The sequence below is a fragment of the Hafnia psychrotolerans genome, from assembly GCF_014639435.1.
GTDB lineage: Bacteria > Pseudomonadota > Gammaproteobacteria > Enterobacterales > Enterobacteriaceae > Ewingella > Ewingella psychrotolerans.
Map to the genome: position 1 here is coordinate 163,783 of NZ_BMFZ01000001.1, position 19,498 is coordinate 183,280.

Sequence of the window (19,498 nt, forward strand, 5' to 3'; positions counted from 1 at the left end):
GGGGCCTGTTTCAGGCCCCTTTTACCACCCGTTTCCGCGCTTTCTTTTCCACCACAATCGATTTCACTTCGCTTTCGATCCAGCCATCGGCCAGACGTGTTTTCAGTGTCTCGCCCGGTGCGGTCTGGGTGGTTTTCTTCAGCAATGTGCCTTGGGGCGTGGTCGTCACGCTATAACCTCGTGCCAGCGTCGCCAGCGGACTGACGCCTTCCAACTGCGCACATAGCGTGCCGAAACGTTGGCGGCGGTCTGAGAGCTGGGTGGTGAGCGCCTGTTGCAGTCGATACTGCAGTTGCTGAATTTTTTGCTGAGCGCGATGTATGCGTGGCTGAGGTTGTTGCTGCGTTAAACGCTGCTGCAAGCGATCGGCACGACGCAACATCTGGCGCAGTTGGTTTTGCATGGCTTCATCTAAGCGCCGGCGCAGTTTAAACAGTGCGGTTTGCTGACGTGCCAGACGCAAATGTGGGTGCTGTTGTTGCAGACGATGATTTAGACGGGTAAACCGCTGGGCCAACTGGGCGAGGTAGTAGTCCATCGCCATTTCAAGCCGCTGCTGCTGGGACTGGATCTGACGCAGCAGCTCCAACTGATTACGGCTGATCAACTCGGCGGCGGCCGACGGTGTCGGCGCGCGTAAATCAGCGACAAAATCGGCAATAGTGACGTCCGTTTCATGGCCGACGGCGCTGACAATCGGAATGCGGCTGGCAAAAATCGCCCGCGCCACACGTTCGTCATTGAAGCTCCATAAATCTTCCAGCGAACCGCCGCCGCGCCCGACAATCAAGACATCCACTTCTTCGCGCGCGTTAGCGAGTTCGATAGCCCGGACAATTTGCATCGGTGCATCGACACCCTGAACGGCAGTCGGATAAACAATGACGGGCAGTGACGGATCTCGGCGTTTCAGTACGTTTAACACGTCATGCAAAGCCGCGCCGCTTGACGAGGTGATCACCCCGACGCATTTGGCCGGTGAGGGCAGAGGTTGTTTGAACTGGGTATCGAACAACCCTTCGGCCGCCAACTGCTGTTTCAGCAAATCGAATTTTTGCTGCAACAGACCGTCACCGGCTTCCTGCATACTTTCGGCAATCAGTTGATAATCACCGCGCGGTTCATACAGCGTAATGGTCGCGCGGACTAAAACCTGCTGGCCATTTTGCGGACGGAACGTCGTGCGCCGATTGGTATTGCGGAACATGGCGCATTTAACCTGCGCACGGTCATCTTTGAGCGTGAAATACCAGTGGCCGGAAGCGGGCTGAGAGAAATTTGAGATCTCACCGGAGAGCCAGACCTGGCCCATTTCATTCTCCAGCAACTGTCGGACCGTCTGATTGAGGCGGCTTACGGTAAAAATTGATGGGGAAGAAGGTAGCGACATGTGATCCAGTTCAAATTCAAAAACAGAGACTTAATCGGTCGATACTACATGCACGAAATAGGTAATCAAGGAGTTTCTCAAAATAGTTCTGGTGGCTTTGCCTGCTCACCTGTATAATCCCGCTGCAATATTTTCCCCTTTCCGCATCCACCCTGGTGAGATATTGCCCATGCTACGCATCGCAAAAGAAGCACTAACGTTCGACGACGTCCTCCTTGTCCCAGCCCACTCCACAGTACTGCCTAATACCGCAGATCTAAGCACTCAACTGACCGCTAAAATCCGTCTAAATATCCCTATGCTCTCCGCAGCAATGGATACCGTGACTGAAGCGAATCTGGCGATTGCTCTCGCGCAAGAAGGCGGTCTGGGGTTCATACATAAGAACATGTCTATTGAACGTCAGGCCGAAGAAGTTCGCCGCGTTAAGAAGCATGAAAGCGGCGTTGTTGCTGACCCTAAAACGGTCACCCCGGCGACCACTCTGCGTCAGGTTAAAGAGCTCACTGCAATTAACGGCTTTGCCGGTTATCCGGTCGTTACCGAAGAGAACGAACTGGTCGGTATTATTACCGGTCGTGACGTGCGCTTCGTCACCGATCTGGAACAACCTGTCACCGCCGTGATGACCCCGAAAGAGCGTCTGGTGACGGTCAAAGAAGGTGAGTCCCGCGAAATCGTGTTGCAGAAAATGCACGAAAAGCGCGTTGAGAAAGCGCTGGTTGTTGACGCGCAATTCCATCTGGTCGGTATGATCACCGTTAAAGATTTCCAGAAAGCCGAACGTAAACCTAATGCCTGTAAAGATGAGCAGGGCAGTCTGCGCGTTGGCGCGGCAGTAGGTGCTGGCGAAGGCAACGAAGAGCGAATTGACGCACTGGTCGCCGCTGGCGTTGACGTGTTGCTGATTGACTCCTCGCATGGCCATTCTGAAGGCGTTCTTACCCGTATTCGTGCTACCCGCGCAAAATATCCTGACCTCCAAATCATCGGCGGTAACGTCGCGACTGGCGCTGGCGCACTGGCACTGGTTGAAGCTGGCGTGAGTGCTGTGAAAGTCGGAATCGGTCCTGGTTCTATCTGTACCACCCGTATTGTGACGGGTGTGGGGGTTCCGCAAATCACTGCTGTTTCTGACGCCGTTGCTGCGCTGGAAGGCACAGGTATTCCGGTTATCGCCGATGGTGGTATCCGCTTCTCTGGTGACATCGCGAAAGCCATCGCTGCTGGCGCGAGCTGCGTGATGGTCGGCGGGATGCTGGCAGGAACGGAAGAATCTCCGGGTGAAATCGAGCTGTACCAGGGCCGTTCATTCAAATCTTATCGTGGGATGGGTTCTCTGGGTGCGATGTCCAAAGGCTCTTCTGACCGCTACTTCCAGAGCGATAATGCTGCTGACAAATTAGTCCCTGAAGGTATCGAAGGTCGCGTAGCCTATAAAGGTCGCCTGAAAGAGATTGTGCACCAGCAAATGGGCGGGTTGCGTTCATGTATGGGGCTGACCGGTTGTGCGACCATCCTCGAACTGCGTACCAAGGCTGAATTTGTTCGCATCAGCGGTGCCGGGATCCAGGAGAGTCACGTACATGACGTGACGATTACCAAGGAGTCGCCAAATTACCGCATGGGGTCTTGATTCTACAGACACTGCTGCGCGTTGGTGATGCGGGGTGGGAAACTGGCTCAAAATGCGCATTTACGCCATGTACACTGCGCTTTTTTACCCGCTTCCGCCTTGCCTCATCTTACCCAGTGCGCGAGCGCTGGGACCGAATTATCACAAAGTAGATTCTTATCCAGTCCGGCGTTTGCCGGGCTGATTAACATTCCGTTTTAACGCTTTTATTGCTTTCTGGAAAACGCCCCTCATGAGCGAAAATATTCACAAGCACCGTATCCTGATCCTCGATTTCGGCTCTCAGTACACTCAACTTGTTGCGCGCCGCGTACGTGAACTGGGTGTCTATTGCGAACTTTGGGCCTGGGACGTAACCGAAGCCCAAATCCGCGAATTCAATCCGAACGGGATCATCCTGTCCGGCGGCCCGGAAAGTACCACCGAGCATAACAGCCCGCGTGCGCCAGACTACGTCTTCGAAGCCGGTGTACCGGTTCTTGGTGTGTGCTACGGCATGCAGACCATGGCGATACAGTTAGGCGGTCACGTTGAAGGCTCCAACCAGCGCGAATTTGGTTATGCGCAGGTTGAAGTTCAAATTGACAGTGCCTTAATCAGCGACATTCAGGATGCCTTGAGCGAAAACAACCAACCGTTGCTCGACGTCTGGATGAGCCACGGCGATAAAGTCACCGCCATCCCGTCTGATTTCGTCACCGTTGCCAGCACCGACACATGCCCGTTTGCCATTATGGCTAACGAAGAAAAACGTTTCTACGGCGTACAGTTCCACCCGGAAGTGACGCATACCCGTCAGGGCCTGCGCATCCTGGAACGTTTCGTGATGGATATCTGCCAGTGCGAAGCGCTATGGACGCCAGCGAAGATCATCGAAGACGCCATTGAGCGCCTGCGTGTGCAGATTGGCGATGATCACGTGATCCTTGGTCTGTCCGGCGGCGTTGACTCTTCTGTCACCGCCATGCTGCTGCACCGCGCCATCGGCGACCGTCTGACCTGCGTCTTCGTAGACAACGGTTTGCTGCGTTTGAACGAAGCCGATCAGGTGCTGGAAATGTTCGGTGACCGTTTTGGTTTGAACATCGTTCACGTTGCTGCCGAAGATCGTTTCCTGTCAGCGCTGGCGGGTGTTGATGAGCCGGAAGCTAAACGCAAGATTATTGGCCGCGTATTTGTCGAGTTGTTCGATGAAGAAGCCTGTAAACAAGAGCAAGTGAAATGGCTGGCGCAGGGCACTATCTACCCTGACGTGATTGAATCCGCTGCCTCTGCCACCGGCAAAGCGCACGTGATCAAATCGCACCATAATGTGGGCGGTCTGCCAAAAGAGATGAAGCTGGGTCTGGTTGAGCCGCTGAAAGAGCTGTTCAAAGACGAAGTGCGTAAAATCGGTCTGGAACTCGGCCTGCCATACGACATGCTGTTCCGTCACCCGTTCCCAGGGCCAGGTCTGGGTGTGCGCGTGCTGGGCGAAGTGAAGAAAGAGTACTGCGACCTGTTGCGCCGTGCCGATGCTATCTTCATCGAAGAGTTGCACAAAGCGGATCTCTACAACAAAGTCAGTCAGGCGTTCACCGTCTTCCTGCCAGTGCGCTCGGTTGGCGTCATGGGCGATGGCCGTAAATACGACTGGGTGGTGTCACTGCGTGCAGTAGAAACCATCGATTTCATGACTGCGCATTGGGCACACCTGCCGTACGATTTCCTCGGCCGCTGCTCCAACCGCATCATCAACGAAGTCGACGGCATTTCCCGCGTCGTGTATGACATCTCAGGGAAGCCACCAGCGACGATCGAGTGGGAATGATCTCGCGTCCGGCATAGACCGGCACCAAGCTGTAATAACTCCCCAAAGCCCGCGTAATTGCGGGCTTTTGTCGGTAAGTTGTTGCAGCTTTGCGTATCTGAGCCACACTGTTAAATTGTCCAATGATTCGTGCGTCGGGGAGACATTCTGGGACGTCCTCGGCTTCGGCTGGATTTTCTCCAGAAGAGTCACCGGCAAACATCCAAACATCTGCAACCGTACTTGATCGCCGACAGTTACGATCATCGGTTTTACCAAATTTAAAAGTGATCAATATGAAATATGACTTTCTGAGGCGGGTGGCATGAAGTTGTTTGCTCACAGTGCCACGCGAGATTGTGTTGTTGTCTTTTTGGTTGTAGGCATTGCCTGCCTGAGCGGAATTTTATCCAGCCAGTTCGGCTTCTTCACATCGATGTGGTCCGCGAATGCCATTCTGGTCGCCATGTTTGTGAGATTTCCATCATTAGCTACGCCAATAAATTGGTTGGCCGCAAGCATGGCTTACGTCTTGGCCGATGTTGTGACCGGCAGTAGTCTTTTTTCAACCCTTCTGATGGATGCTTCGAACTTGACCGGTGTTGCCATTGGTTATTACATCTATATGCAGTATCCGCGAGAACTCCGCCTTTTGCGGCGGCCCATGTCCACAACCACTCTCATCGGTGTCAGCGTTGCAACGGCGGGTGTCACGTCAATCTTAGGCGCAGGGGCATCGACTTTTATATCGGGTGGAAATTACTTTCCAGCTCTCGCCATATGGTTTTCCGAAGAAATGGTTAATTATCTGGCATTCATGCCCTTCATTTTAACGCTTCCTGAGCGTTGGGGTTTCTGGAGCAAAGGGTCTCGACCAAGCAAGCCGGATACCCCCTCAGCAACAGGCATGAATATACTCATATGGATGTTATTTTTTGGAAGCTGCGTTCTTGGCGTTCAAGTGGGTGGCCCCGGTGCCATCATTTTTGCCGTTCCAGCCCTGCTTTGGATGGCAATGACGTTCTCGCTCTTTGCTACAACATGTATTGTTCTTGCCTATGTACAGTGGTGTCAGGCTGCAATTATGCTGGGCTGGGTTGATGTCGGAATACCCCTTAATGACGTCGCTGATGTGGTTTCATTGCGAATAGGCATTGCACTACTGGCGCTCGCACCGCTAACCGTTGGCAGCATCAATATTAGCCGTAACAAACTATTACTCGAGCTAAAAAAAACGGTCACCTACGATTCACTCACGGGAATTTTAAGTCGAGCCGCTTTCTTGAAAAAAGCGAAAGCGGAACTCTCGCGATCAGCCGCGGTATTACTGTTATTGGACATTGATCATTTTAAATCAGTGAATGATCAGTTTGGTCACCATGTCGGTGACACGGCACTTGTTGCATTTTGCCAGGCGATAAAGAGTGAGTTGCGGGAAAGAGATCTTTTTGGACGCTTGGGTGGAGAGGAGTTTTCTGTGCTTGCCAGCAATGTTCCCAGGGAGGAGGCACTTCAATTCGCGCAGAGACTTTGCCGGAAAGTCGAAGAGACTTCCATTGTTCTGGCTGATCAAAAAATACTTCGGATAACAGTCAGTATTGGGGTTGTAACATCACAATCTCAAGAAACACGGAGTCTGACGGATCTTTTAATCACGGCTGATGAACGTCTTTACAAAGCAAAGGCCGGAGGTCGAAATAGAGCGGTTTGGGAAGAGGGGACCTCATAAATAGAGGGGCGATAGACGTTGTGTGGTCAAACGGGCACGCCCCTCTATCTCATCGATGCTTAGACCCGCAAGCTCAGGCAATGCACTCTTAAAATGACTCGCGCGATAGCCACGGGCTATCAACCAGCACTCTTTCTCGATGGCTGTCACCATTAATAATGTGCAATGTACTCAGGCGACCAATTTCGTAATGCGGTAACTGTACCGTAGACAGCGGAGGCAAAAACAGGTTACCGATGCCCACCAGGTTATCGTACCCAAGAACGGCAATATCCTGAGGGATACGTATTCCCTGAGCCAGTAGCGTCTGATACACCATGAATGCAATACGGTCATTGCCACATATCACGGAATCAAACTGCGGTTTACCCTGATGAATATGCGCAAGCAGGATGCCCGGAATATCACGATAATGTTCATCGCCAAATTGCATATAGCAGTGCTCAAGCGAATCGGGATTGATGTTAGCTTCACGGCAGGCGCGTTCCAGCCCCTGACGACGGCGAGTCGTCGCCAGATGATTAACCGGTAAATGTAGGCAGATGGGGCGACGGTACCCCGCCGCCAGCAGCGCCTGCACTGCGGTGTACTGGCCCTGTTCATCGTTCGGGATATAGCAGGCAACTGGCTCGCCTTTGTTCTCGCAGTTTGCCAGTACGCAGGGATGCGTCAGTAATTTGGGCGGAACGCGCACTTCGCGCAGCCCCATGGTAGTGAAAATAATGCCCCCCGGCCGGTGAGCGAGGAGCAGATCGACAATATCATCGGGGTTATCATCAGAGAACATGTTAACCACGAAGCTATTCCAGCCGTGTGCGCGGGCGGTTTCCTCAATAGACAGCGTGATTTCGACCGAGAAAGGCGTGGTTACGGTATCCAGCGCCAGTACACCAATCGTTTTATTTTTGGTGCCGACACTCCGAATCTGTTTGGCAGACAGGTCCGGTACATAGTTCAGGTGTAGAATAGCCTCCTGCACTCGGGAAAGGGTTTCAGGCTTTACACGTTCAGGGTTGTTCAGCGCCCGCGACACTGTCATTAATGACACATTAGCCAGTTTGGCCACATCTTTTAAAGACGCCATAACCTTCCATTTAGCAAATAAACCAATCCTTGTTGCGCAATTAAATCCAATCACAAAGATTTTCAGTAAAAGTGAATTCCTATTCTAAGCATTGATCCCCGTTTTCTTGCAAGTCGGGGGGCAAAATTTGATCTCGATCCCAAACAATTTATGTTAACGTTAACTTTTGTGATTAACATCGGATATCAGGCCAAAACGTCAGGAATACCTTAAATGTTAACGTTATCATCTTGGCATATAATCCGCTATGAGATTGCTCTGATGAAAAAACGGCCTTCCCGCAGTTATCTGCTGCTCAGTGCTTTGCTGTTCTTTTTCTTTGTTACCTGGTCCTCGTCCAGTTCACTTCTCTCTATCTGGCTTCATCAGGAGGTTGGGTTAAATTCGGCAGACATGGGCATTATTTTTTCTGTTTTATCGGTCTCCGCGCTGTTCGCCCAAGTCTTCTATGGCTTTATTCAGGACCGGCTTGGTCTGCGAAAAAATCTCCTGTGGCTTATCACCGCACTGTTGATTCTGTCCGGGCCTGCTTATCTCCTTTTTAGCTATTTGCTTAGCGTAAATATTTTGCTGGGGAGTGTTTTCGGCGGCCTGTTTGTCGGGTTGACGTTTAATGGCGGGATCGGCGTGCTGGAGTCCTATACCGAGCGAGTTTCGCGTCAGAGTACCTTTGAATTTGGTCGAGCCCGCATGTGGGGTTCACTGGGGTGGGCCGTCGCCACGTTTTTTGCCGGGCTGCTGTTTAATATCAACCCCAACCTTAACTTCCTGGTGGCGTCATGCTCTGGGGTGGTCTTCTTCTGCCTGCTGGCCCGCTTAAAAATTGCGGTACCCGCGAGTATGGAGAAACTAGAAATAGGGGCTAAAAGTGTCTCCCTTGAAGATGCCCTGCGTCTGCTGACGCTGCCGCGCTTTTGGGCACTGATCTTTTTCGTGATCGGAACCTGTATTTACGGCGTCTACGATCAGCAATTCCCGGTCTATTTTTCCTCGCAGTTCCCGACATTAAAAGAAGGGAACGCCATGTTCGGCTATTTAAATTCCTTACAGGTCTTCCTGGAAGCGGCAGGCATGTTCTGTGCCCCGTGGCTGGTTAACCGGATTGGCGCTAAAAATGGCCTGATATTCGCAGGTATGGTCATGGCGCTGCGCATGATCGCCTCAGGAATGGTGGCGGGACCGCTGCTTATTTCGATCACCAAACTACTGCACGCTGTAGAGCTGCCGATACTGCTAGTCTCCATTTTCAAATACAACAGCCTGAATTTCGATAAGCGCTTGTCCTCCACGATTTATCTGGTGGGATTCGCCTGCACCAGCTCAATTATTGGCACCGTGTTATCACCGCTGGCTGGCTTCAGCTATGAGAAATTTGGCTTTGCCCAATCCTATCTGATCATGGGCATCATGGTGTTCTGCACCACGTTTATTTCCATTTTCCTTTTGCGCTCAAATAAGTCTTCTTCTGAGCAATCTTTTTTGCAGCAAGGCGCTGTGTAATTTATCGGGAGCAACCACAATGACATCCTTATTAGAACAGGCTGAACAGACGCTTGAAAAAGCACAGTCCGGGATTAATCCTCGCTGGTATCCGCGCTATCACCTTGCTGCTCGCGCAGGCTGGATGAACGACCCTAATGGCCTGGTATGGTTTGATGGTTGGTATCATGCGTTTTATCAACATCATCCCTATTCAATAAAATGGGGCCCGATGCACTGGGGTCACGCCCGCAGTAAAGATTTGGTTCACTGGGAGCATCTGCCTGTCGCACTGGCACCGGAAGGTCCGGCGGATAAAGACGGTTGCTTCTCCGGCTCTGCGGTGGTGGACGGCGATACGCTGGCGCTGATTTATACCGGACATAAATTTCACGGCTCAGTGGACACTGACGACAACCTCTACCAGGTACAGTGTCTGGCAACCAGTCGTGACGGCATCCATTTCGAACGTCATGGAATGGTGATTGATACACCGCCAGGCCTACATCATTTCCGCGATCCAAAGGTATGGCGCGAAGGTGAATACTGGTACATGGTTGTCGGCTCCCGCGTGGAGAATACCGGCCAGGTGCGCCTGTACCGCTCTACCGACCTTCGCGAATGGCACGACGAAGGCATCCTCGCCGAGGCCGAAGACGATATGGGCTATATGTGGGAGTGCCCTGACTTCTTTACTCTGGGCGGTAAACGCGTGCTGATGTTCTCCCCGCAGGGTCTGGCGGCGGAAGGCTATAAAAATCGCAACCTCTTCCAGAGTGGGTATTTGCTCGGCGAGTGGCAGTCAGGCCAACCTTTCAGCCATGACGGACAATTCATCGAAATGGACAACGGCCACGATTTTTATGCCCCACAAAGTTTCCTGAGCCCGGATGGCCGCCGCATTGTCATCGGCTGGCTGGATATGTGGGAATCACCGCTGCCGGAACAGCAGGACGGATGGGCCGGTATGCTCTCTCTGCCGCGAGAATTAAGCCTTGGTGACAATAATTGCGTGCTGATAAAACCCGCCGCAGAAGTCACGGCCTTGCGCGGTAACTATTATCCTGCGCCAGCTCATAACCTGAATAATCAGAAGATATTTGTCGCGTCAGATGCCGACGCGGTGGAGGTACTGCTGACATGGGAGCGTAACGCTTCTACGGCTGAACAATATGGCATTGCGCTGGGCGAGGGGCTGAGTATTTATGTTGATAATCAGGCCCAGCGTCTGGTGGTGGACCGTCGCTATCCTGAATTCTCGCTTGAAGGAACACGCAGTATTGCGCTGCCCGCTGACAGTACACTTTCTTTGCGAATTTTCATCGACCGCTCCTCCGTGGAAGTGTTTGTCAATGAGGGTGAAGCCTGTTTAAGCAGCCGAATTTATCCGCAGCCGGGTCAGCGCGATCTCATACTGTTCGCGAATCACGGAACCGCTACTTTAAAAGATGCTGGATATTGGTCTTTGAATAAATAACACAGCTAAAAATACCTTGCTTTTTACATTGTGAATTTTTATTTCTGCCAGTCTCTGGCTGGCATTATATTGTCTGAAATAATGAGATAGCAAAATGAATAAAATATTAATACCTCATCATCACCTTATTACGATGAATAAAAAAATATTCCCTTTAAAGAAAAAAACGCTGGCGATTCTGATGTCATTAGCCGCTTTGCCTGCCTTCGCCGAAGAGACAGCCGAGAAGCCGGATATTTATATCGGAAACTATCAAAGCTATTTTCACGAGGACTCTGATAACCTGCAGAGCAATATCTCTCCTGTTAAAGAGGGAAGTCAACATTCGACAACCCGCGTTTCACCAACCCCTGTTCCGGCGGGCAGAGCAACCGGGCAGGCGGCATCTTCAGCACCGGTAGCCTTAACCTCTGAGACCGATAAAAAAACACCAAGTCCTCAAAAAAAGAGTGCTGCGGGTAAACAGGCAGACGTCAGTCTGTTGCGCTTAAGGCAGGAAGATCCTCCGGTTCACTGGAACAATATTGGCCGGAATATGGAGGCGGGTGGCCTGCACGGCAACATCGGCAGCCAGATAGAAATTGATGATGTTCGCAGGAGCGATAATCAGAAAAATAGCGGCAAATTTAAACTCGCAACCATTCAGGCTTTTTTAAGGCATGATGAACTGCCTAACTGGTACTTCGGCTTCTGGAATGCCAGGGAAGATAGCTATAAAGGACAATTCAGTAATCAAAGCTATCAAGGCACTAACACCATTAATGAATTTTTCATCGGGCATATTTTCGAAACCTGGCGAGGAAATATTGGTACAGAAGTGATGCTCGGTTCAGAAACGACAACCAAACGCTGGAAAAACCGTTTTAAAGTCTGGCAGGACTTACGCCTTTCCAGTAAATGGAGCCTTGCCGGATATGCCTATGGCGAATATCAACCTCAGGGCAATCAGCCAGGAAATGGCGATCTTGAACAGTATATTTTCGAAATAGAGCCCGCCATTCAATATCGCGTGAACCCGGATCTCGGGCTGTATTTACGTCCTTATTATTACTATAACCGCCAGGTGCGTGAAAATTGGGGGGATATTGTTGAGCAGGAATGGAAAGTGACGGCCGGACTCTGGAAAAACTGGTATCCACTGTTAACGTCAATATATATCGGCTTCGGGCAGGACAAAACGGATAACGCCAGCAACGCCCAGGAAATCTTTTACGACGGTCGTTATAAATTCATTGGTGGCACCATTAGCTATCCGGTCTTTGGCGACGTTCGTCTGTATGGTGAATTTAAAGCGAGATTCACGAAAGAAACCGGGCTTTGGACATCCGCCGGTCACTCATGGAATCCATTCACCGTGGTGGGTGTTACTTATAACTTCTGAGACTCAGGGTTTAGCATGAAAAAATTAACTTCAGCGATAATTTTTGCTCTGTTGGCGATATATATTAGCAATACGCCTGCGTATTCAAAAATGTCTAAAGAAACACTACAGAATAAAAGTATCACCCATATTAATGCGTTTTTCCCTCGGGTAGACGGGTCATTTGTTGGCGATCCGATGCCGGTCTATAACGAAGGCGAGTTCGATATTTTTTACCTTAATGACGTGCGCGGCGGCAGTGATTTAGGCGTGCATGCCATTCATCTGCTATCCACCACCGACTTATATCATTATCAGAACCATTCGGAGGTGATTCCTTACGTTAACAATGTTAACGATCCCGAGCTGCTTTTGGGGACTGGCTCTATTATCAAAGTGGGCGATACCTGGCATGCCTGGTATACCGCACACAATGAAAACGTGTTCCCGGTTGAGTCAATCATGCATGCCACCAGTAAAGACCGCCTTCACTGGGTGAAACACCCGCAGGACACTATTCTGCCGGGCGATAACTATCGGGGTAATGACTTCCGCGATCCTCACGTCGTCTGGGTGGCAGAAAAGAAAGAATACTGGATGCTGATTACCACCCGCAGTAACGGTCGCGGTGTTATTGCGCGTTACAGCTCAACGGATTTAAAAAACTGGGAAGATCGCGGCGTATTTTTTGACAACGATACCCTGACCAGCAATTCAAACCTTGAATGTCCTATGCTTATCTTCTTTAACGGGCGCTGGTATCTGAGTTTTAGCGATCAGTGGCCGCTGCGCTTGACGCAGTACCGTGTTGCGGACAATCCGGAAGGGCCGTGGCGCAAACTGGGTAATTATGCTGTGGATGGGGCAGGCTTCTACGCGGGTAAACTGGCCATCAAAGACGACCGTTTATTTATTTTCGGCTGGATTCCGACCAAAGCGGGAAATAGCGACCAAGGCAACATCGACTGGGCAGGAAATCTGGTTGTTCATGAACTGATCGCGGATAAGGACGGGCAGCTCAAAAGCGTTATACCGCAGGAACTGCAGGGGGTTATTAATGACAACCCTGGCTCCGTTCGCTCATTGCAGCCTGTAAAAACGCTAAAAACGGCAACGCAGTTTGGTCCATTACAATCCTATGTTTATCCTCCACTGCCTAAGCGCGGCGAGCTTACGGCAACCGTTGATATCCCTTCTGCTGGCATGATCATGAGTTTTGGTCTGACGGATGATCACATCAGTGATTCAACGCTAAATGTTGTATTTAATAAAACAAAAGGAAAAATCTATTTCTTTAATTCCCCACTTACGTCAATTCATCGCGCAAATGCAGAATCCTGGATGGATGTTCCGATGGGAGAAAAAATTGAACTACACATCCTGATTCAGGACTCAATGGCTGTTTTTTATATTAATAACACAGCGGCATTCAGTACCCGGATGTATTCCATGCCAGGAAAACCATGGAGTATCAGTCTGCCTCAAAGCGATAGTTTTCACGCCACGTTGAAAATTCAAGAAATGAAATAACGGGATATTATTATGAAAATACATCATGCCGTGGCGGTTATTTTTGCCCTTATGCTTCCATCTCTGGCCCATGCCAGCATGAGCATCATGAAGGATTTATCGGGAAAGGTGATTGCTGTTGATCCGTGGTCATATTTGGATGAGGACGTTATGTGGACCTCAACCCGCTCCTCCAATCCTGCCGGCGGTCGTGTTCACGGCCAGCTTAAGATGAAATATTCGATTGAGGATAATAACTGGCGTAACAGCCATTTCCACAATGGGAATGATTCACTGACTTTCGTTCAGGGCGTTATGCGCCACGATGCTTTACCTGGGTGGTATCTGGCATTTTCTGAAGGCAGAACCACAGATTATAACGGTACGTGGGAGAACCAGACTTACCTCGACCAAAATCAGTGGACGCAACTGATTATTGGCCATGAATACTTCTACAAGCGTCTACGTTTTGGCTGGGATGTGATGGGAGGAAGTTCGTCAATCGAGGACCGCTGGCAAGGGCGCATCAAGTTCTTTAGTGATCTCCGCGTAACGGACCGCTTCTCCTTCTTCAATTACTTGTATCAGCAGATTGATCATCGCCGCAGCGGCGCTTCACAAAATGACCGTGACGTGCGCTCATTTAGAATCGAACCTGGTGTGCAATATATTATTAACAACACAACCGGCGTCTGGTTCCGCCAGCAATTCGCCTCTGCAATATTAGACAGAAAACAATGGGTCGATATCGATGACAAGAGCTGGACTACATCAATGGGTGTCTGGCACAACTGGGGGAAATTATCAACCACGCTCAGCGGCGGCTACGGCCATTATAAGAAAAATAATGCGCAACCCGAAGATGGTGAGGTATTCCAAAATACCCGCAATCGCTTCCTGAAGGTGTCGGTAAATTATCCTTTGACTCAACGATTCACGGTTTCCGGAGAAGTCACTGGTGCGTTGATGAATCAGAATGGGAGCTGGGTAACCAATGGCGATGCCATTACCACTGATTATAAGTTAATGCTGGATTATAACTTTTAAAAATAGGGTTTCCATGACCAGCGGTGCAAGAGCAGCGGATAACACATTATCGAAATCACCGTGCCTCCACCGCGGGTTATTCCAGAACAGCGCTGTTTAATTATTATTTAAGGAAATGTCATGAATATCTGGACGCTTGGCGATGCGGTGGTCGATCTCTTACCGCTTTCCAATATGCAGTATCACGCCTGTGCCGGTGGCGCGCCCTTCAACGTTGCGGTGGGTACCGCCCGTTTAGACTGCCATAGTGGCTTTATTGGTCGGGTTGGCGATGACGACTTTGGGCATTTTTTAAAAAAAACACTGTGTGATTCAGGTGTCTCAACCCAAAGCGTTCAGATGGATAGCCAGCACAGAACCAGTACGGTACTGGTTTCCCTGAACAGTGGCGGAGAGCGTGGATTTACGTTTCTGACTAATCCTTCTGCCGATCAATTTTTAACGCCGGATGCGCTTCCCGACTTTAGCAACGACATTCTGCACTTCTGCTCGCTGGCACTGGTCGCCGAAGCTTGCCGCGATACGTTAGCTACCGCGATAGGGGAAGTAAAACAGCGCGGCGGACTGTTGAGTTTCGATGTGAACTTACGTGAACAAATGTGGAGTGATAAGCAAGACATGCTTGCTTGCGTGCACCATTTTGCTCTTCAGGCCGATATCCTGAAATTATCGGAAGAAGAGTGGTACTGGATGACCGGCACTCACGATTTTACCCGAGCGCTGGATGCCCTTAAAACGCTGCCCGCTCAGCTCAAAGTCGTGACCTACGGCGAACAAGGTGCCATGGTGCTCTGGCGCGATAGCGTCATCCACTTCAACGGCTATACCGTCGAGAGCGTCGATACGACCGGGGCGGGCGATGCTTTCCTGGCCGGTTTGCTGGCATACATAGCGCATGCCGGTATGCCGCAGAGTTTTGCTCAGCTCCGGCAAGCCATCACCCAGTCCAGCGCCTGTGGCGCACTTGCCACTACCCGCAAAGGTGCCTTAACTGCCTTGCCGGATACTCAGGCACTTGATGCATTTATTGGCCAATTTGCTCTGCCGGACTATGAGATAAAACCGTTATAAAGGTGATAACCGGCAGGCTAATGCGGATATTGGCAGCGAGCTGACATTCTCGCGGGTTTCAAAAAACGTTAAACAACACTCGCTGCTCTATCCAGAGAATCAGGATTGGCAGCATCAACGTTGTTTAATGCATTGACGCGGCCTTGGCCGAAAGGTGAGCGATTGATTGCTGATGCACGCTGATACTGACGCAATATATCCCCAAAAATTGAGAAACTGATCTCGTTTTTCTGGGCTGTGCCTAAGAAATTTTTTGTTAATCACGCTAAGTTGTCCACATCATGGGTTGTGGATGTCAGGGCATGTATGAGTTCAAGTTGATTTTACTGCTTTTACAGCAGATGTGTGTCTTTCTGGTTATTGCCTGGCTGATGAGTAAAACGCGTCTGTTTATACCGCTAATGCAGGTTACTGTGCGCTTGCCGCATAAACTGCTGTGCTATATCACCTTTTCCGTTTTCTGCATTTTGGGCACTTATCTGGGCCTGCATATAGACGACTCCATTGCCAACACACGTGCTATCGGTGCGGTGATGGGAGGGTTGCTCGGTGGACCACTGGTCGGAGGACTGGTCGGACTTACCGGAGGGGTACACCGCTATTCACTGGGCGGGATGACGGCGCTCAGCTGTATGGTATCCACCATTGTGGAAGGTCTGCTCGGTGGCTTGATCCACAGCATTCTGATTAAACGCGGGCGTACCGATAAATTGTTTAGCCCACTGACTGCCGGGGTAACGACGCTTATCGCCGAGCTGGCGCAGATGCTGATTATCCTGCTGATCACCCGACCCTTTCAGGACGCGCTACATTTAGTGAGCAACATCGCCGCGCCGATGATGGTGACCAACACTCTCGGCGCGGCGATGTTTATGCGTATCTTGCTCGATAAACGAGCCATGTTTGAGAAATACACTTCTGCTTTTTCCGCCACGGCGTTAAAGGTGGCCGCCTCTACCGAAGGGATACTGCGACAGGGCTTTAATCAAGAGAACAGTATGAAGGTGGCGCTGGTGCTCCATAAAGAACTGGATATCAGCGCCGTGGCTATCACCGATCGAGAGAAACTGCTGGCGTTTACCGGTGTCGGCGATGATCACCATCTGCCCGGTACAACGATCTCTTCCGCCTATACGCTGCGGGCCATTGAGAACGACGAAGTCGTATATGCCGATGGCAACGAACTGCCTTACCGCTGTTCGCTGCATCCCAGTTGCAAGCTCGGGTCAACGCTGGTGATCCCTTTGCGGGGTGAAAATCAACGTGTTATCGGGACGATAAAACTGTATGAAGCACGCAATCGCCTGTTCAGCTCAATCAACCGTACGCTGGGGGAAGGTATAGCTCAGTTACTGTCAGCACAAATTCTGGCTGGCAAATATGAGCAGCAGAAGGCTCTGCTCGCCCAGTCAGAGATCAAATTGCTACACGCGCAGGTTAATCCGCATTTCTTATTCAATGCGCTGAATACGCTAATGGCTGTGATCCGCCATGACAGTGATAAAGCCGGGCAACTCGTGCAGTATCTGTCGACATTTTTTCGTAAAAACCTGAAACGTTCCTCTGAGATTGTCACGCTGGCTAACGAGATTGAGCACGTAAACGCCTATTTGCAAATCGAACGGGCGCGCTTTCAATCTAAACTGAACGTTAAGTTCCAGGTGCCGGACTCACTGGCGTCTCAGCACTTGCCCGCCTTCATCCTTCAGCCGATTGTGGAAAATGCGATTAAGCACGGCACTTCTCAGTTGCTGGGTAACGGTGTCATCACCATCCGTGCCCGCATTGATGGGCGCCACGTTATCGTGGAGGTGGAGGACAATGCCGGATTGTATCAACCGAAAGTTAACAGTAATGGATTGGGCATGAGCCTGGTGGATAAACGTCTGCGCGCACGCTTTGGCGACAGTTACGGTGTTACGGTCAATTGTGATATGGACCGTTTCACTCGCGTCACATTGCGTCTGCCGATAGAGGAACCTGCATGTTGAGAGTGCTGATTGTTGATGATGAACCCCTGGCGCGCGAGAACCTGCGTATTCAGCTGCAGGATGAGGGCGATATTGACATTGTCGGCGAATGTGCCAATGCGATTGAAGCGATCGGTGCGGTGCATAAACTTCACCCCGATGTGCTGTTCCTCGACATTCAGATGCCACGCATTAGCGGGCTGGAGATGGTCGGGATGCTCGATACCCGTCATCGTCCGCATATTGTCTTCCTCACCGCTTTTGATGAATACGCGGTACAGGCTTTTGAAGAGTGCGCTTTTGACTATCTGCTGAAACCGATTGAACCCCTGCGGCTGCAAAAAACGCTGGCGAGGCTGCGGCAGAAAGAGCAGGTGCAGGACATTCCGCCAATGCCGGAAACCCTGCAATCACTGAAATTCATACCCTGTAGCGGCCACAGTCGTATCCGTCTGTTACAGATCGAAGAAGTCGCCTATGTGAGCAGCCGGATGAGCGGAGTCTACGTGACCAGTCAGGATGGCAAAGAGGGCTTTACTGAACTGACTCTGCGCACGCTGGAAATTCGTACACCATTGATGCGCTGCCACCGGCAGTATCTGGTCAATATGGATTATTTGAAAGAGATCCGCCTGGAAGATAACAGCCAGGCCGAGCTGTTACTGCGTGATGGTCAAACGGTGCCAGTCAGTCGCCGTTATTTGAAATCACTGAAAGAGGCGGTGGGGCTGTGATCCCCACCCTGGTTCAAACCTGTTGCAGCCCGGCGAACGCAGCTCGAATGTCTGCTTCTGGCAGCGCGATACCGATAAACACCAGCGTGCTTCCCGGTATCTCATCGGGCTGCCACGGTCGGTCCCAATCCGCACTGTACAGCCGTTGAACCCCCTGAAACAGTAAACGGCATGGCTGATTTTCAATCCATAGCATGCCTTTATAGCGCAGTAGATTATCAGCAAAACCGGAGAGTAGATTCTCCATCACCGCAGACACGGCTGGCAGCGCCACCGGATAGCCAAACTCCACCACAATGGACGAAATGCTGTTCTCCGGCTGTGCAATACGCTGGAAGCGGGGCTTCGCCACCACCACGGCCTCTTCAAGCATAAATCCGCGGGTATCAAACAGCAGTGCCAGATCGATATTGCCATTGACCACCGTATAAATGGGCGCGCGGGCGTTGATGCGTTGCAGGCGCTCCGTCAGCACCGTGCTGTCACCGGCCACATCCGTTTTAGTCAGTAAAATACGGTCGGCATAGCCAATCTGCGACTGAGCCAGAGGGAACTTATCCAGCTGCTGCGCAGCATGTACCGCATCCACCAGGGTAATGACGCCGTCCAGCAGATAGCGTTGACAGATAATCTCATGGGAAAAAAATGCCTGCAGGATCGGCCCAGGGTCGGCCATGCCGGTGCACTCAATGACCAGCCTGTCAAACTGCACTTCGCCTTTATCGAGGCTATCGAGCAGATCGAGTAGTGCGTCCTCCAGCTCACGTGAGCGGCTACAGCAGATACAGCCGTTGGTCAGTGTAGTAATGCGGGTGGCACGATCGCCAATCAACTGGCTATCGATGGCGGTTTCGCCAAATTCATTCTCAATGACGGCAATATTATAGTCGTGCTGCTGGTGCAGCATCTGACGCAGCAGTGTTGTTTTTCCTGCGCCCAGAAAACCGGTTAATACGGTTACCGCAATCGGTGTCATAGCGTCATTCCTGTTAACAGCAGCGCATTCCGCCTTTACCGTCGCCGCCGTAGCGAGCCTGCTGGCGTTCACGGAAAAATTCTTCGTAGGTCATCGCCGGTTTATCCGGATGATTGGTTTGCATGTGCAGGACGTAGGTATCGTAGTCGGGGATACCTACCAGCATGCGTGCCGCCTGACCGAGATATTTTTTAGCAGCGCCTAAATTGTCGAACATACGCGGCTCCTTATCGTGTCTCCCGGTTGC

15 protein-coding genes and 1 pseudogene are annotated in these 19,498 nt (G+C 51.0%); 12 read left to right on the forward strand and 4 right to left on the reverse strand.

All coding sequences use genetic code 11. The annotated features are described in order from the left end of the window. Positions 1-10 precede the first annotated feature (10 nt). On the reverse strand, positions 11-1,390 hold the full coding sequence (gene xseA / locus IEV89_RS00750; RefSeq protein WP_188469438.1) for an exodeoxyribonuclease VII large subunit: 1,380 nt from the start codon (positions 1,388-1,390) through the stop codon (positions 11-13). Between the two features lie 169 nt (positions 1,391-1,559). Here xseA and guaB point away from each other — a divergent pair, with 169 nt between their 5' ends. The 3 genes from guaB (at position 1,560) to IEV89_RS00765 (ending at position 6,544) form a co-directional block, all read left to right on the forward strand. Continuing rightward, complete coding sequence (gene guaB, locus IEV89_RS00755; protein WP_188469440.1) at positions 1,560-3,026, forward strand: IMP dehydrogenase; 1,467 nt, start codon at positions 1,560-1,562, stop codon at positions 3,024-3,026. 232 nt (positions 3,027-3,258) lie between these two features. Then, positions 3,259-4,836: a glutamine-hydrolyzing GMP synthase gene (gene guaA / locus IEV89_RS00760; protein WP_188469442.1), complete on the forward strand. Its 1,578-nt coding sequence runs from the start codon at positions 3,259-3,261 to the stop codon at positions 4,834-4,836. Between the two features lie 304 nt (positions 4,837-5,140). After that, positions 5,141-6,544 (forward strand): GGDEF domain-containing protein, encoded by a 1,404-nt coding sequence (locus IEV89_RS00765; RefSeq protein WP_188469444.1) that lies wholly within the window; start codon positions 5,141-5,143, stop codon positions 6,542-6,544. An 88-nt stretch (positions 6,545-6,632) separates the two neighbouring features. Here IEV89_RS00765 and IEV89_RS00770 read toward each other — a convergent pair whose 3' ends face one another. Continuing rightward, positions 6,633-7,628 (reverse strand): LacI family DNA-binding transcriptional regulator, encoded by a 996-nt coding sequence (locus tag IEV89_RS00770; RefSeq protein WP_188469446.1) that lies wholly within the window; start codon positions 7,626-7,628, stop codon positions 6,633-6,635. A gap of 258 nt (positions 7,629-7,886) precedes the next feature. Between IEV89_RS00770 and IEV89_RS00775 the strand changes: the two genes are divergently transcribed. The 9 genes and pseudogenes from IEV89_RS00775 (at position 7,887) to btsR (ending at position 18,275) form a co-directional block, all read left to right on the forward strand. Then, complete coding sequence (locus IEV89_RS00775) at positions 7,887-9,128, forward strand: MFS transporter (protein ID WP_188470311.1); 1,242 nt, start codon at positions 7,887-7,889, stop codon at positions 9,126-9,128. 19 nt (positions 9,129-9,147) lie between these two features. Next, on the forward strand, positions 9,148-10,584 hold the full coding sequence (locus IEV89_RS00780; protein ID WP_188469448.1) for a glycoside hydrolase family 32 protein: 1,437 nt from the start codon (positions 9,148-9,150) through the stop codon (positions 10,582-10,584). Between the two features lie 94 nt (positions 10,585-10,678). Beyond that, positions 10,679-11,965, forward strand: a complete 1,287-nt coding sequence (locus IEV89_RS00785; protein ID WP_188469450.1) for an OmpG porin family protein — start codon at positions 10,679-10,681, stop codon at positions 11,963-11,965. A 15-nt stretch (positions 11,966-11,980) separates the two neighbouring features. Then, on the forward strand, positions 11,981-13,474 hold the full coding sequence (locus IEV89_RS00790) for a family 43 glycosylhydrolase (protein WP_188469452.1): 1,494 nt from the start codon (positions 11,981-11,983) through the stop codon (positions 13,472-13,474). A 12-nt stretch (positions 13,475-13,486) separates the two neighbouring features. Then, positions 13,487-14,500: an OmpG porin family protein gene (locus IEV89_RS00795; RefSeq protein WP_188469454.1), complete on the forward strand. Its 1,014-nt coding sequence runs from the start codon at positions 13,487-13,489 to the stop codon at positions 14,498-14,500. Positions 14,501-14,620: 120 nt separating this feature from the next. After that, a complete protein-coding gene (locus IEV89_RS00800; protein WP_188469456.1) occupies positions 14,621-15,571 on the forward strand; it encodes a PfkB family carbohydrate kinase in 951 nt (316 codons plus the stop codon). 45 nt (positions 15,572-15,616) lie between these two features. Next, positions 15,617-15,754: pseudogene (locus IEV89_RS00805) on the forward strand (helix-turn-helix domain-containing protein). Between the two features lie 119 nt (positions 15,755-15,873). Beyond that, positions 15,874-17,562 (forward strand): sensor histidine kinase, encoded by a 1,689-nt coding sequence (locus tag IEV89_RS00810; RefSeq protein ID WP_188469458.1) that lies wholly within the window; start codon positions 15,874-15,876, stop codon positions 17,560-17,562. Beyond that, positions 17,556-18,275 carry a two-component system response regulator BtsR gene (gene btsR / locus IEV89_RS00815; RefSeq protein ID WP_188469460.1) on the forward strand — a complete coding sequence of 240 codons (720 nt, stop codon included), beginning with the start codon at positions 17,556-17,558 and terminating at the stop codon, positions 18,273-18,275. The genes IEV89_RS00810 and btsR overlap by 7 nt, the downstream gene beginning before the upstream one ends. Positions 18,276-18,288: 13 nt before the next feature. Here the strand turns inward: btsR and yjiA are convergent, their stop codons facing one another. Both yjiA and IEV89_RS00825 read right to left on the reverse strand, forming a co-directional pair. After that, positions 18,289-19,251: a GTPase gene (yjiA, locus tag IEV89_RS00820; RefSeq protein WP_188469462.1), complete on the reverse strand. Its 963-nt coding sequence runs from the start codon at positions 19,249-19,251 to the stop codon at positions 18,289-18,291. A 13-nt stretch (positions 19,252-19,264) separates the two neighbouring features. Then, a complete protein-coding gene (locus IEV89_RS00825) occupies positions 19,265-19,468 on the reverse strand; it encodes a YbdD/YjiX family protein (RefSeq protein WP_188469464.1) in 204 nt (67 codons plus the stop codon). Positions 19,469-19,498: the final 30 nt, after the last annotated feature.